The organism is Sediminibacillus sp. JSM 1682029, assembly GCF_041366435.1.
In the GTDB taxonomy this organism is placed as follows: Bacteria; Bacillota; Bacilli; order Bacillales; family Amphibacillaceae; genus Sediminibacillus; species Sediminibacillus terrae.
On the sequence record NZ_JBEWYY010000016.1, the window covers coordinates 1 to 13,134 of the forward strand.

Genomic DNA, 13,134 nt, shown 5'->3' on the forward strand with positions numbered 1-13,134 from the left:
CTTCCCATCATTTTAAATGAGTAAGATCCCTCAGAGACGATGAGGTTGATAGGTCCGAGGTGGAAGCGTGGTGACACGTGCAGCTGACGGATACTAATCGATCGAGGACTTAACTTAAAACAAAAAGTGAAGGCGACTGGTCAACAGCGTATGGATAGATCAGCCAGATTGTAGTGCGCCGCTTTAAGCGTACGAAAAGCTGGATGAACTATACACTAGCTGTTAGGAGCCGTAACTGGATTAAGTATAAAGCGTCGCGGACTTTGTCCGCAGAGCGAGATTCAAACGTGTGAAGTTCGTTGATGTCTTCCTTCTTATCTAGTTTTGAAGGTACACTTTTCTTAATTAATCACCAAGGAAGTTCTGTTAAGCCCGTTCACGTCCTGTGAACAACACAGAACGACCTGTATCCTGCAGGCCTGGTGGCAATAGCGGAGAGGCCACACCTGTTCCCATGCCGAACACAGCAGTTAAGCTCTCCAGCGCCCATGGTAGTTGGGGCTTTGCCCCTGCGAGAGTAGGACGCCGCCAGGCAAAACAAAGACACCCTTGAATGAGTTCGAACTCGCTCAAGGGTGTCTTTTTTGTTGGAAATGGCTTTAGGGCAGAACTACACACAAGACAAAAATGACAAACGTGCCCGTTCTGTAAAGAGATAACAAAACGGGTACATATGGATTCATTTCATATGGGTATATCGAGAGAATGAACAATACGATAAAGGTTTTAAAAGGAGATTCCTTTGGGATCAAATACTTTGGACGATTAAAGCATAAAATTTCATGGCAGCAAGCGATTAAAAAGGCTCTGTAGGTTTATTTCCTCTGCGGTCTGAGTAAAATAGCTGTTTTTAGAGTGAGGTTTTCGATAAAGAGAGAGTGGAAGAAAAATCACACCACCACATTTGACAGAGAACCAAAATCATACGCAGTGGATAGAAAATGCGCAGTAACTGTAATGTCCTATTCAAAAAGCGTGCTAACCACCGCTTCGGTAGCATACTTCGCTTTCCGCGGGCACGGCTTCAGCTAACTAGGTAAAGAAAACCGCTTTACCTAGTGGATCTTCAGCTCGCGCTGTTCCCGCTGGAGTCTACGTATGCTACCTACGCTAAGAAGCATGGTGTTATCGCAAACCTAGAGACTTTTTCTTTGAGTCCGAACAAGCCATCTTAAAAGCTTTGTCAGGAAATGTGTACTTCTTTTCATAAATAGATAGTTGAAGTTCCATTTATTATCCTGTTCTTGGACTTTCTGCTTGTTTTCCCGGCAATCTTTTGATGATACGATGCTTGGAGTACCATGGATGAAAAATGTCTAGTACACGCATTTTTTAACAGAAAGCTGTTCCTAGCGAAGAAAATACCCGAAGACTCCCGCGGGAGGAAAGGCCTCGGTGAGATCCCGCAGAGCGTCAGCTCGAGGAAGCTCACCAGCCGCCCGCGGAAAGCGCAGGGTATTTTCGCAGCATCGAACTCCACCTCTACAAAAATAAGAAGTCATCAAGACGCATTCAAACTATGTCGCAGTTTATACTTTTTGTCCAATAGAAAAACTCCCTGTTTTAAACGAAATATTTCCCTTTCCGTGCCCATCATATCCAAGTCTTAAGCCGATTTCAGGTAAAAAAATAGCACCCAATGCTGCGTCTAGGTGCGGGGGATTGAGCACAAGCTGCTCTGGGCTTATATCATTTGTGTGCAGTCCAAACCGTCCAGCGATCCTTTTCATGGATGCTGTCAGCAAAATAGGCAAGTTGTTTCTTTATGTAACCGACTAGAATACTCATCTCTTTATCCGTGAGTTCGTGAAGAATGGCACGGCCGGTTCTTGACTTTAAATCCTCTTCCAAACAATGGACTGAATTATAATGTTTGCGGGTCTCCCAGAAAACGGTGGAATGGACTTCTGTAAAACCAGAGGCTTGTAAAAACTGTTCCACATCCTTGGCCAGCGGCCTTCTATCCCGTTCAAAAGAAATCAGATTGGGAAAGGCTTCAAAAAAGTAACCACGAATATGATTCTTATTACCTGGCAGTAAACAATCCTCCAATGTCCGATCCTGTATGAAGGCCATCCCGCCCGGTTTCAATAAGCGGTGCATTTCATCAAACAACAAAGGAAGGTCGGTAAGATGATGAATGACAGCCCGGTTCAAAATTAGGTCAAATTGTTCATTTTTAAGACCGGTGTCAGCAGCGTCTCCCCATACAAAGGTAGTGTTTGGTTCGTTCTCACAATATTTACGGGCGGTTTTGAGCATTTCTTTCGAAAAATCCAAACCGACTATTTCCTTTGCACCCATTTGGGCTAGGGCCTTTGTATAAATGCCTCCCCCGCACCCTAAGTCCAACACCCTTTTGCCTTCAATATCTACATGTGATAATAAAAGATTTTCCCAAAGTGGATCCACATCACGATTAGTATAGGAGAGCCTTACTGCTTTGGAATGAAAATCGACGGCCATAGAGCCACCTCCAGTAAACACAAACTTTTGATTATTATATAATTCGTTGGTAATTAAATCCATCCTACTTTGTGATTAAAAATAAATGCCCTGTGTACAAACAACTCCTACTGGATTTTTCATAGAATACAATATAATGAAATTTAGAGTTTGATGTATAGGTTTCGTTAGATTAGGAAAGACTAAGCTAACGGAGGTGGAGAGAATATGGGAAACAGAGGAACTTATGAAACTTGCGGAGTTTGTGGAGTAGAAAAGCAGAAAGGTATTCATTTATACACACTGTATATCTGTTGTGAATGTGAACAGAAAATCATTCATACGGAACCTTCTGATGCAGCGTATCAGTATTACTTGGATAAATTGAAAAATATGAAACAAACAAAATTATATTCATAGATAAACAAGCTCTTATTCCTTGGGGATAAGAGCTTGTTTATTTTCAGAGACAGCCGCTGGGCTTTTCTTAATATAACGGCAAGGGGAAGGGATGTTATACTGAATAAAAGTAGGATGCAAGGAAGTCATACAAGAATAGGCCGCAAATTATATCTTGTTACAAAACAACCGTTTCTTGGAAATAGTTTTTTCGATAAAGGATGACGTTAATGAACCAACATATAACTCCGTTATTCGGAGCTTTACAAACTTTTTCTCAACAACAGCCAATTTCCTTGCACGTACCGGGCCATAAAAATGGTGAAGTTTTCGCTGATAAGGGTTTGGAGGATTTTGCTCAATTGCTCCGATTGGACGTAACGGAGCTGACTGGATTAGATGACTTGCATGCACCAACCGGTGTCATTAAACAGGCGCAGGATCTAGCAGCAAATTGGTTTGGTGCTGAGGAAACGTTTTTCCTGGTAGGCGGGAGTACCGCTGGCAACTTGGCAATGATGTTGACGGCAGCAAGGCTTGGCAGGAAAGTACTTGTACAGCGTAATTGTCACAAATCCATTCTTAATGGACTGGAATTAAGCGGGGCAGAGCCAGTATTCATTGCTCCGGCTTACGATGGAAGGGTTGGGCGTTATACTGCTCCTGAGTTGGACACAATCAAGCAGGCAATGGACCAGCATCCCGATGTTGGCGCCATTGTCCTGACCTATCCAGATTATTTCGGTACGGTTTTTGATCTTCCATCCGTGGTGGAGATGGCCCATCGGCGAAATATTGCTGTACTGGTGGATGAAGCGCATGGGGTCCATTTTTCTCTTTCAGAAAAATTCCCCGCTTCTGCGTTGGAGTCAGGGGCAGATCTTGTCGTCCAGTCAGCTCATAAGATGGCTCCGGCACTGACGATGGCATCTTTTCTGCATATCAAGTCACCTGTAATTGACAGAGAGGATGTTGCCCATTACTTGCAAATGCTTCAATCAAGCAGTCCATCGTACCCCTTAATGGCTAGTCTGGACCTGGCACGTTACTATTTGTCCGAAATCAAAGAAAAAGCGTTAACTTCCATCCTTGAAAGTGTGAACCGGCTGCGCAATGCACTTTCCACTGTCGGGGAATGGGAAGTACTTCCAAGTCAAATCGGATTAGATGACCCGTTAAAAATCACGCTGGAAGTAAACGAGCGTTGGTCTGGCATCCAGGTTGCTAAACTGTTCGAGGAAGAGGGAATATATCCCGAACTTTCTACGGAAAATCAGGTGCTTTTCCTTCACGGTCTTGCTCCTTTTCAAGAATGGGAAAGGCTGCAAACAGCAGTAGAAAAGATTTCTGGACGATTAAAATTCCTTCCCAACCGTGATACAATAGGAAGAGTACAGATTGAACAACAGCAAATCCATTCATTGGAGGCTTCTTATCAAGCGATGAACCGGATGAGGAAAGAATTCATTGGATGGAACGAGGCGGAAGGAAGGATAGCAGCACAGGCAGTCATCCCATATCCGCCAGGCATTCCATTGCTGTTAAAGGGAGAAAAAATAACATCAGTCCATATAAAGATGATAAACTATTTAATAAAACAAGGAATAAACTTTCAGAATCATCATATCGAACAAGGCGTGTATTGTCTGAGATAGGTACAGCTCTAAAGGAGAATGAATGTGCAAGGATACTTTATAACGTTTGAGGGCGGTGAGGGAGCCGGAAAAACCTCGGTTCTAAAAGAAATAGAGAAGAAACTGACGGAGGAGGGCTATTCGGTAACAGCTACGCGGGAGCCAGGCGGAATAGAGATAGCAGAAAAAATCAGGCAGATTATTTTGGAACCTTCCCATACAGCCATGGATGGAAAGACAGAAGCATTGCTATATGCAGCGGCCAGACGCCAGCATTTAGTGGAAAAAGTGCTTCCAGCACTCAAAGAAGGCCGCATTGTGTTATGCGATCGGTTTGTCGACAGCAGCCTGGCTTATCAAGGATATGCTCGTGGGCTGGGAATGGAAGAGGTATACCAAATCAACCAGTTTGCCATCAGTGACTGCATGCCGGACCTGACATTGTTTTTTGATATACGTCCGGAAGTTGGTTTGCAGCGGATCGCAGAAAATGTTTCACGTGAAAAAAACCGCCTGGATTTAGAAAAACAACAGTTCCATGACAGTGTTTATCAGGCTTATCGAATACTTTTGGAAAAGTTTCCGAACAGGATTTCTCCCATCAATGCAGAAAACGACTTAGCCGCTGTAACAGAAGAAGCTTACCAGAAAATTGTTTCTTTTTTGCGTTAAAGAGGAATGATATTATCCTACAAGCAAGGGGTTAAGGTGGACCCTTAGTATGCGGATCGCTTTGTGAACAGGCTTGCTTGTTTAATAAAATAAAATGAACGTAAAGGAGAGAAGGTAAATGAAGCTGATATTGGCAGTAGTACAGGATAAGGACACGAATCGTCTGACAGATGCTTTGAGGGAAGGGAATTACAAAACGACCAAGTTATCCTCTACCGGTGGTTTCCTGAAGGAAGGGAACACCACATTGATGATCGGTTGCGAGGATAAAGATGTCGACGGAGCGCTCGATATTATCCGCAATAACTGCAGCCAGCGTGAACAGATGGTAGCTCCGATTTCACCGATGGGTGGAAATGCGGACTCTTACATTCCACGCCCCATCGAGGTTGAAGTCGGCGGTGCGACTGTCTTTGTATTACCGGTGGAATCTTTCTTTCAATTTTAGGCAAAAAGAGGAGAAGTAATGAAAATATCACAAGAGATGCGTTCAAAAGTGGAGGCATCACCGAAAAATATCCCTCAAACAGTCAGGGGAAGCAAGAGTTTTGGAACCTTGGTAGAATCACAAAGCCATAAGCTAAAAGAGATGGAATTGCAAAAATTAATGTCTGATTTGACCGCTCAAGGGGAAAGACTGGCGCGTGCCAGGTCTTTCCGCGATTTAGCGAAGTACAAACGAATGGTGAAAAACTTTGTCAAGGAAGCTGTGCAATATGGGATGGAATTAAAACATTCCCACAGCTGGAACATGGATGGAAACAACCGAAAGCTCACAACAGTGGAAAACATCGATGAAAAGCTGGTGGAGTTGACGGAAGGAGTACTGGAACAGGAAAAAAAGCCGATTGATATTTTAGGCCTGATTGGAGAAATTAAAGGGCTGCTGGTGAATTTATATACTTAAGGTCAACGAGTAGGGATGAAAGAAAATGAAAACATGGTCTGATATAGCTTCCATACAACCATTGGCAGCCAGGATGCTGACGAATAGTCTGGCGAAACAACGTGTTTCTCATGCTTATTTATTCCAGGGAAACCGGGGAACAGGGAAAAAAGCCATCAGCATGGTGTTGGCGAAGAGTATTTTTTGCCGTCATAAAAATGGTCAGGAACCTTGCCAGCAATGCAAGGATTGCCAGCGTATAGAGTCCGGCAACCATCCGGATGTGCATTGGATCATTCCGGATGGCCAATCTATCAAGAAAGAACAAATCCTTCACTTACAAAAGGAGTTTACGTACACGGGATTGGAATCGAATCAGAAGGTCTATATCATAGAAGACGCAGAAAAAATGACAGCCAATGCATCCAACCGGCTGTTGAAATTTTTAGAAGAACCAAGCAAACAGACAACGGCGATGCTTCTCACATCTAACAGTCAGGCCATTCTGCAAACGATTCGTTCCAGATGCCAAATCATGGCACTAAAGCCTTTGAATCCAGCCAACTTGCAGAAGCAGCTGCAGGAAGAAGGGTTATCTTCTTCCAATGCGAGATTGATTTCCGCACTTACCAACAATGTCACCGAAGCACTTGAAATAGGCCATGATGACTGGTTTGCTAATGCCAGAAAGATAGTGGTACAATTAACAGAAGTACTCCAGTCGAAACCGGAGGAAGCCATGTTGTTCATCCATAATCAATGGATGCCTCATTTTAAAGAGAGACAACAAATGCAAAGAGGCCTGGATTTATTATTGTTATGGTTCAAAGACATTGTGTACAGCTTTGTCGACAACGAGGACGCTGTCATTTTCATCAATGAAAAAGACAAGCTTTCTCAAGCCTCGCTGCATTGGTCGAAACAGGAGACGACCGATGCTTTGCAGCGGATACTGGAGGCCAAAAGAAAATTGGAACAAAATGTGCATCCGGCTTTGGCGATGGAGCAGCTTACACTTCATTTGAAGAGGTGAATGACAGATGGTAGAAGTGATTGGCGTCCGTTTTAAAAAAGCGGGTAAAATATATTATTTCGACCCAGCCGAGAATATCATTTCCAAAGACGATTATGTTATTGTGGAAACCGTCCGGGGAATTGAATTCGGCAAAGTGGTCATTTCCAACAAACGGGTGGATGAGGAGGATGTTGTTCTTCCGTTGAAAAAGGTCATCCGTTTAGCAACCGAGAAGGATAAATTGTCGGTGGTGGAAAATCAGGAAAGTTCGCATGAGGCACACCGGATTTGCGAACAAAAGATCCGGGAACACAACCTGGATATGAACTTAGTCGAGGTCGAGTACACCTTTGATCGGAATAAAGTCATTTTTTATTTCACAGCAGACGGAAGGGTCGATTTCCGCAACCTGGTCAAGGATTTGGCGTCTGTTTTCAAAACAAGAATAGAATTACGGCAAATCGGGGTGCGCGATGAGGCGAAATTGCTGGGCGGTGTCGGACCATGCGGGCGGATGCTCTGTTGTTCCACCTTCCTTGGCGACTTTGAGCCTGTATCGATCAAGATGGCAAAGGACCAGAATTTATCTTTAAATCCGGCGAAAATATCTGGTCTTTGTGGACGTTTGATGTGCTGTTTGAAATATGAGAATGACGAATATGAAACAGCGAAGAAAATCCTGCCTGACTTAGGGGAGAAAATCACTACCGGATACGGCGCAGGAAAAGTTGTCGGATTGAATATTCTGGAACGACTCGTCCAAATCGAAATTCCCGAAAAGGAAAGAGTAATTGAATATACAATCGATGAGCTCATCGAAGAAGGAGTCATATCTACGCAAGCCACGGAATGATGGGGTGGAAAGACGCGTGAATAAAAAAGAGGTTTTTGAACAAGTCACAGATATGGAAGAGAAAATCGGTCAGCTTTATCAGCAGTTGGGAGATTTGAAAAATTACTTAGCGGAACTGCTGGAAGAAAATCATCGCCTCGCAGTGGAGAATCACCATTTGCGCAATCGATTGGAAAGCAGTACCGAACAAGGAGAACAAAAAGAAACGGGCAAGAGCAGCAGCTCTGAAGTACCGGTTGGCGAAGGCTATGATAATTTAGCACGTTTATATGAAGAAGGGTTTCATATTTGCAACGTTCATTTTGGCAGTCCGCGCCAGGATGAAGACTGCTTGTTTTGCTTGTTATTTCTAAATAAAAGCAAATAGAGGGTCTGGCGTTCTAGCAGCCGGACCATAGGAAACAGGACTGAATTCAAGGGATTTCTTTGATTCAGTCCTTCTTTTCATACAGCATGATTTTATAACGGGTAGGTGAACGGCTATCCGGCTAAAGGAAGAAAGGATTTGGAAACGTGGAAGAAGTTGAATTGAAGAACGGGGAGAGACTTGACTACCTATTGGCAGAAGAAAACATGAAAATCATCCAGAGTCCAGAAGTGTTCGCCTTTTCTTTGGACGCTGTGCTGTTGGCTGACTTCACCTATGTACCGGTGAAACAGGGAAACATTCTCGACTTATGCACTGGAAACGGGGTCATTCCTTTACTCTTGAGCAAGCGGTCCCGCGCCCATATTACCGGTGTGGAAATACAGAGCAGGCTGCACGATATGGCAGAGAGAAATGTCTTGATCAACGAGTTGGAAGACCAGATAGACATGGTCCACGGTGATTTGAAAGACATGCCATCAAAATTCGGAAACGGTCCTTTTGATTTGGTCACTTGTAATCCCCCTTACTTTCAAACACCTAAGGAAAAAGAGCAAAACAGCAATGAGTACCTAACGATTGCCAGACATGAAATTTACTGTACGTTAGAAGATGTCGTGGCATCATGCAGTAAATTGGTCAGACCTGGGGGGAAAGTGGCGATGGTACACAGGCCAGGTCGTCTGGTGGATTTGCTGACTTTGTTTCGAAAATACAAAATCGAACCAAAAAAGCTTCGATTCGTTTATCCGAAGGCAGGTAAAGAAGCCAACATCCTTCTGATTGAAGGGACGCGTGATGGAAAGCCCGACTTAAAGATGCTTCCGCCTCTTTATGCATTTGATGAGCAAGGGAACTATACGAAAGAACTTGGGGAGATCTTGTATGGAAAACGATAAAACGCATATGGTTTACATGCTGGAATGCAAAGATGGGACACTCTATACCGGTTATACAAATAATTTGAAAAAGCGCCTCACGATGCATGAGAATGGCAAAGGGGCTAAATATACCAGGGGCAGGGGGCCGTTTCAGCTGGTTTTCTGTCAGTCTTTTTCCACGAAGGAAGAAGCCATGCATGAAGAATATCAAATAAAGCAGCTTTCACGTAAACAAAAGGATAAACTGATTAAATCTTTTACAGAAGGGCATGATGGGAGATGAACATCCAAAGCAGTTTTCAAGGGACTTTCCCCGGAGGAACCCTTTACTTGGTTCCGACACCTATCGGCAATCTTGATGATATTACACTGCGAGCCTTACATACTTTGAAGACGGTGGATTTTATTGCAGCCGAGGATACAAGGAATACCAAAAAATTAATGAACCATTTCTCGATCGAAAAACCGTTGATCAGTTATCATGAACACAACAAGCAGGCGAGAGAAGCGGGGTTGTTGGAAAAACTACTGGATGGTAAAAATATCGCCTTGGTGAGCGACGCCGGAATGCCTGCCATTTCCGATCCAGGTTACGAAATGGTAAACGCAGCAGTGGAACACAATTTACCAGTGGTCACACTCCCTGGCGCCAATGCAGCCTTGTGTGCCTTGGTGGGTTCCGGACTTTCGCCACGGGAGTTTTATTTTTATGGTTTCTTACCCCGGAAGAAAAAGGACAGAGAAGCAGAACTTGATTTGTTGCAGCACATCAGAGCCACGTTACTGTTTTATGAATCACCGCATCGGTTGAAAGAAACGTTGAAGTCGATTGGTGATCAACTTGGAAACCGCAGGGTTTCGCTGGCAAGAGAATTGACGAAACGATATGAAGAATATATTCGTGGGACAGCCCAGGAAGTGCTGCAATGGACAGAAGAAAAGCAATTAAAGGGAGAATTTTGTATTGTAGTCGAAGGCGGAACAGCGACTGCGCAGGCTGAATCAGTTTGGTGGGAGGACTGGACACTTAAGGAGCATGTGGCTTATTACATGGAACAAGGAGAAAGCAGCAAGAATGCAATCAAACAAACAGCAGTCGACAGGAACATGCCCAAACGCGACGTTTATCAAGCTTTCCATGTCGAATAAAAAAAGGCCTCTATGCAAACATAGGGGCCTGGCATCTATTACTTATCCAAACGAGATTGTATTTCTTTCAGTAACTCCTGTGCGCCTTCAGGGCTCAACACCAACTTGCCATTTGCTAATGACAGGTTATCATCAGAGATTTCTCCCGTGATGTGGCAGGTCATGTTCGGCTTGTATTTCTTCAGAATGATACGGTCATCATCCACGTAAATCTCCAAAGCATCTTTTTCGTTGATACCAAGTGTACGACGAAGCTCGATTGGAATGACAACGCGACCTAATTCATCCACCTTACGAACAATTCCAGTAGATTTCATAAAATTTTCTCCCCTCATTTCGTCAGAATTCGACAAGTATTTAGCAATAGCGTACCAGTGATTTACATAAGTGTCAATTAATTTTTTCTAGAAAATGACTATTTTGTCTAAATACTAATATATTACCCTTTTTAAAGGGATACCAATAGGCGATTGGACCGATAAAATACCCAGAATTTGCATAAAGAAGCCCTCTGCAAGCCTGCTTTTTTCGACAAAATTCGACATTAACCCTTTGAAAATTCGACAAAATGATGTGCCGACTTTTTACAGGACAGGATAATATCCTCAGGTTCTTGCTTATTTGAACGATGTTCAGAATGGAAAAAATCCTGTAAAATAGTCTACAATGTAAACATACTGGTTTTTATTCATCAATTCGGTAAAACCTCGAGCGGTATGTAGGTTCGTAGGAAATACCGGTGAAAATAATGAAGAAGGTTTGAAAGAGGAGGTTCCCCGGATGACAAGGGAAAAGAAGACTTTTTATATCACGACGCCGATTTACTATCCAAGCGGAAACTTGCACATAGGGCATGCTTATACGACGGTGGCCGGAGATGCGATGGCCCGCTATAAGCGGTTGCGCGGTTATGATGTCATGTATTTGACAGGGACGGACGAACACGGTCAGAAAATTCAGAAGAAAGCTGACGAAAAAGGGGTTTCCCCTCAGGTATATGTCGATGAAATCGTCAGCGGCATTAAAGATTTATGGCAACGGCTTGATATCTCTTACGTCGATTTTATTCGGACTACCGAAGAACGGCACAAACAAACGGTAGAGAAGATTTTTGCCCGTCTGCTGGACCAGGGCGACATTTACTTAGATGAATACGAAGGATGGTATTGTACTTCCTGTGAATCTTTCTTTACAGAGCGGCAGTTGGAAGATGGGCATTGTCCGGACTGTGGCGGGCCGGTAGAAAAAGTGAAAGAAGAATCCTACTTCTTCAAAATGAGTAAATATGTAGACAGGCTGTTGGCCTACTATGAAGAAAATCCTGACTTTATTCAGCCTGCAAGCCGGAAAAACGAGATGATCAATAACTTTATTAAACCAGGCTTGGAAGACTTGGCTGTATCCAGGACTACGTTCGACTGGGGGATCAAGGTACCTGGAGACCCGAAACATGTCATTTATGTCTGGATCGATGCACTGTCGAATTATATTACCGCTCTCGGGTATGGAACGGACGATGATGAGCGCTACCAGAAATACTGGCCGGCAGATGTCCACCTGATGAGTAAAGAGATTGTTCGTTTCCACACGATTTATTGGCCGATTATGCTCATGGCTCTGGATTTGCCACTTCCGAAAAAGGTTTTTGCCCACGGTTGGATTCTTATGAAGGATGGGAAGATGTCGAAGTCAAAAGGAAATGTAGTCGACCCCATCCAATTAACCGATCGTTACGGTTTGGATGCGTTGCGCTACTACCTGCTGCGTGAAGTACCGTTTGGTTCAGACGGGGTGTTTACCCCTGAAGGATTCGTCGAAAGAACCAACTATGATTTAGCAAACGATTTGGGCAACCTGCTCAACCGAACAGTAGCAATGGTTGATAAGTATTTTGACGGGGTACTTCCTGCTTTTAAAGCTGGCGAGGACCAGTTCGATGTGCAGTTGGAGAAATTGGCTGGAGAAACAGTCGAGAGAGTAGAAGAAGCCATGGAAAACATGGAATTTTCGGTTGCCTTGTCGACAATTTGGCAGTTGATCAGTCGAACCAATAAATATATCGATGAAACACAGCCATGGATTTTAGCAAAAGATGAAGCGAAAAAGGAGAGGCTTGGCAATGTAATGGCCCATTTGGCAGAATCATTGCGCAAAGCGGCTGTGCTGTTAAGACCATTTTTGACAGAGACGCCGGATCGCATTTTCAGCCAGATCGGTATTGAGGAAGAGGCCTGCAAAGAATGGGAAAGCTTGAAGCAGGATGGACTGATAGCACCAGGTACTAAAGTACAGAAACAAGATCCGATTTTTCCTCGTCTTGATGCGGAAAAAGAAGTGCAGATTATCAAAGATATGATGAAAAAGCCGGAAGCGAAGGAAGAGAAAAAGGATTCCAAAAAAGCGGAGGCAGAAGAAATCACTTTTGATGAATTCTTGAAGCTTGACTTGCGTGTTGCCGAGGTGGTCCGTGCCGAGAAAATGGAAAAAGCGGACAAACTGTTGAAGCTGCAACTTGACCTTGGCACGGAACGGCGTCAGGTTGTTTCTGGTATCGCTGAACATTACCGTGCTGAGGATTTAGTTGGCAGGAAAGTGATTTGTGTGACGAATCTCAAGCCGGTCAAGTTGAGAGGCGAGTTGTCCCAAGGGATGATTTTGTCAGGTGAAGACGAAAGCGGAAAGCTTTCCCTCGCCACTGTAACAGATGATCTTCCCAATGGTTCAAAAGTAAAGTAGTACTGAATCTTTTTCATAAAGGAAAAAAACGCTTATCATGAGAGATGGATAGGCGTTTTTTCCGTAATGGAGAAGAAAAAATCGGAGAAAGAATTAC

Annotated in this window: 14 protein-coding genes and 2 rRNA genes; 14 read left to right on the top strand and 2 right to left on the bottom strand. The window is 43.7% G+C overall.

Translation table 11 applies throughout. The features are described 5' to 3' along the window. Positions 1 to 117: ribosomal RNA gene (locus ABVF09_RS18455) — 23S ribosomal RNA — on the top strand; the annotation flags it as partial. A gap of 301 nt (positions 118 to 418) precedes the next feature. Then, positions 419 to 534, top strand: a 5S ribosomal RNA gene (rrf, locus tag ABVF09_RS18460). 1,155 nt (positions 535 to 1,689) lie between these two features. On the opposite strand, the gene ABVF09_RS18465 is transcribed toward rrf, so the two are convergent. Further along, positions 1,690 to 2,466 carry a class I SAM-dependent methyltransferase gene (locus ABVF09_RS18465; RefSeq protein WP_161993043.1) on the bottom strand — a complete coding sequence of 259 codons (777 nt, stop codon included), beginning with the start codon at positions 2,464 to 2,466 and terminating at the stop codon, positions 1,690 to 1,692. Positions 2,467 to 2,673: 207 nt separating this feature from the next. Between ABVF09_RS18465 and ABVF09_RS18470 the strand changes: the two genes are divergently transcribed. The 11 genes from ABVF09_RS18470 to rsmI all read left to right on the top strand — a co-directional run bounded on the left by ABVF09_RS18470 (position 2,674) and on the right by rsmI (position 10,301). Beyond that, the gene (locus ABVF09_RS18470) at positions 2,674 to 2,865 is read left to right on the top strand and encodes a sigma factor G inhibitor Gin (protein ID WP_026568956.1); all 192 of its coding nucleotides are present in this window, start codon (positions 2,674 to 2,676) and stop codon (positions 2,863 to 2,865) included. 209 nt (positions 2,866 to 3,074) lie between these two features. After that, positions 3,075 to 4,499, top strand: coding sequence for an aminotransferase class I/II-fold pyridoxal phosphate-dependent enzyme (locus tag ABVF09_RS18475; RefSeq protein ID WP_371069822.1), 1,425 nt, complete (start codon positions 3,075 to 3,077; stop codon positions 4,497 to 4,499). A gap of 24 nt (positions 4,500 to 4,523) precedes the next feature. Next, entirely contained in the window at positions 4,524 to 5,150 is a 627-nt protein-coding gene (tmk, locus tag ABVF09_RS18480; RefSeq protein WP_026568958.1) for a dTMP kinase, read from the top strand. A 118-nt stretch (positions 5,151 to 5,268) separates the two neighbouring features. Beyond that, entirely contained in the window at positions 5,269 to 5,598 is a 330-nt protein-coding gene (locus tag ABVF09_RS18485) for a cyclic-di-AMP receptor (protein ID WP_026568959.1), read from the top strand. A gap of 18 nt (positions 5,599 to 5,616) precedes the next feature. Continuing rightward, a complete protein-coding gene (locus tag ABVF09_RS18490) occupies positions 5,617 to 6,057 on the top strand; it encodes a YaaR family protein (RefSeq protein ID WP_026568960.1) in 441 nt (146 codons plus the stop codon). 25 nt (positions 6,058 to 6,082) lie between these two features. Then, positions 6,083 to 7,069, top strand: coding sequence for a DNA polymerase III subunit delta' (holB, locus tag ABVF09_RS18495; protein ID WP_371069823.1), 987 nt, complete (start codon positions 6,083 to 6,085; stop codon positions 7,067 to 7,069). A gap of 7 nt (positions 7,070 to 7,076) precedes the next feature. Further along, positions 7,077 to 7,904 (top strand): PSP1 domain-containing protein, encoded by an 828-nt coding sequence (locus ABVF09_RS18500; RefSeq protein ID WP_026568962.1) that lies wholly within the window; start codon positions 7,077 to 7,079, stop codon positions 7,902 to 7,904. A 16-nt stretch (positions 7,905 to 7,920) separates the two neighbouring features. Further along, positions 7,921 to 8,271 carry a DNA replication initiation control protein YabA gene (gene yabA, locus ABVF09_RS18505; protein ID WP_371069824.1) on the top strand — a complete coding sequence of 117 codons (351 nt, stop codon included), beginning with the start codon at positions 7,921 to 7,923 and terminating at the stop codon, positions 8,269 to 8,271. 206 nt (positions 8,272 to 8,477) lie between these two features. Next, on the top strand, positions 8,478 to 9,170 hold the full coding sequence (locus ABVF09_RS18510) for a tRNA1(Val) (adenine(37)-N6)-methyltransferase (protein WP_371069839.1): 693 nt from the start codon (positions 8,478 to 8,480) through the stop codon (positions 9,168 to 9,170). Further along, positions 9,157 to 9,435 (top strand): GIY-YIG nuclease family protein, encoded by a 279-nt coding sequence (locus ABVF09_RS18515; protein WP_026568965.1) that lies wholly within the window; start codon positions 9,157 to 9,159, stop codon positions 9,433 to 9,435. Before ABVF09_RS18510 ends, ABVF09_RS18515 begins: the two co-directional genes overlap by 14 nt. Continuing rightward, positions 9,432 to 10,301: a 16S rRNA (cytidine(1402)-2'-O)-methyltransferase gene (gene rsmI / locus ABVF09_RS18520; RefSeq protein ID WP_371069825.1), complete on the top strand. Its 870-nt coding sequence runs from the start codon at positions 9,432 to 9,434 to the stop codon at positions 10,299 to 10,301. The genes ABVF09_RS18515 and rsmI overlap by 4 nt, the downstream gene beginning before the upstream one ends. 38 nt (positions 10,302 to 10,339) lie before the next feature. Here rsmI and ABVF09_RS18525 read toward each other — a convergent pair whose 3' ends face one another. Continuing rightward, entirely contained in the window at positions 10,340 to 10,618 is a 279-nt protein-coding gene (locus ABVF09_RS18525) for a transition state genes transcriptional regulator AbrB (RefSeq protein WP_026568967.1), read from the bottom strand. A 463-nt stretch (positions 10,619 to 11,081) separates the two neighbouring features. On the opposite strand from ABVF09_RS18525, the gene metG reads away from it, so the two are divergent. Continuing rightward, a complete protein-coding gene (metG, locus tag ABVF09_RS18530) occupies positions 11,082 to 13,037 on the top strand; it encodes a methionine--tRNA ligase (RefSeq protein WP_026770991.1) in 1,956 nt (651 codons plus the stop codon). Positions 13,038 to 13,134 lie beyond the last annotated feature (97 nt).

What these genes read in the sequence shown, in the direction of transcription:
- ABVF09_RS18465 (WP_161993043.1), bottom strand. Translation starts at nt 2,466, where the DNA reads ATGGCCGTCGATTTTCATTCCAAAGCAGTAAGGCTCTCCTATACTAAT.
- ABVF09_RS18470 (WP_026568956.1), top strand. Translation starts at nt 2,674, where the DNA reads ATGGGAAACAGAGGAACTTATGAAACTTGCGGAGTTTGTGGAGTAGAA.
- ABVF09_RS18475 (WP_371069822.1), top strand. Translation starts at nt 3,075, where the DNA reads ATGAACCAACATATAACTCCGTTATTCGGAGCTTTACAAACTTTTTCT.
- ABVF09_RS18485 (WP_026568959.1), top strand. Translation starts at nt 5,269, where the DNA reads ATGAAGCTGATATTGGCAGTAGTACAGGATAAGGACACGAATCGTCTG.
- ABVF09_RS18490 (WP_026568960.1), top strand. Translation starts at nt 5,617, where the DNA reads ATGAAAATATCACAAGAGATGCGTTCAAAAGTGGAGGCATCACCGAAA.
- holB (WP_371069823.1), top strand. Translation starts at nt 6,083, where the DNA reads ATGAAAACATGGTCTGATATAGCTTCCATACAACCATTGGCAGCCAGG.
- ABVF09_RS18500 (WP_026568962.1), top strand. Translation starts at nt 7,077, where the DNA reads ATGGTAGAAGTGATTGGCGTCCGTTTTAAAAAAGCGGGTAAAATATAT.
- ABVF09_RS18510 (WP_371069839.1), top strand. Translation starts at nt 8,478, where the DNA reads ATGAAAATCATCCAGAGTCCAGAAGTGTTCGCCTTTTCTTTGGACGCT.
- ABVF09_RS18515 (WP_026568965.1), top strand. Translation starts at nt 9,157, where the DNA reads ATGGAAAACGATAAAACGCATATGGTTTACATGCTGGAATGCAAAGAT.
- rsmI (WP_371069825.1), top strand. Translation starts at nt 9,432, where the DNA reads ATGAACATCCAAAGCAGTTTTCAAGGGACTTTCCCCGGAGGAACCCTT.
- ABVF09_RS18525 (WP_026568967.1), bottom strand. Translation starts at nt 10,618, where the DNA reads ATGAAATCTACTGGAATTGTTCGTAAGGTGGATGAATTAGGTCGCGTT.
- metG (WP_026770991.1), top strand. Translation starts at nt 11,082, where the DNA reads ATGACAAGGGAAAAGAAGACTTTTTATATCACGACGCCGATTTACTAT.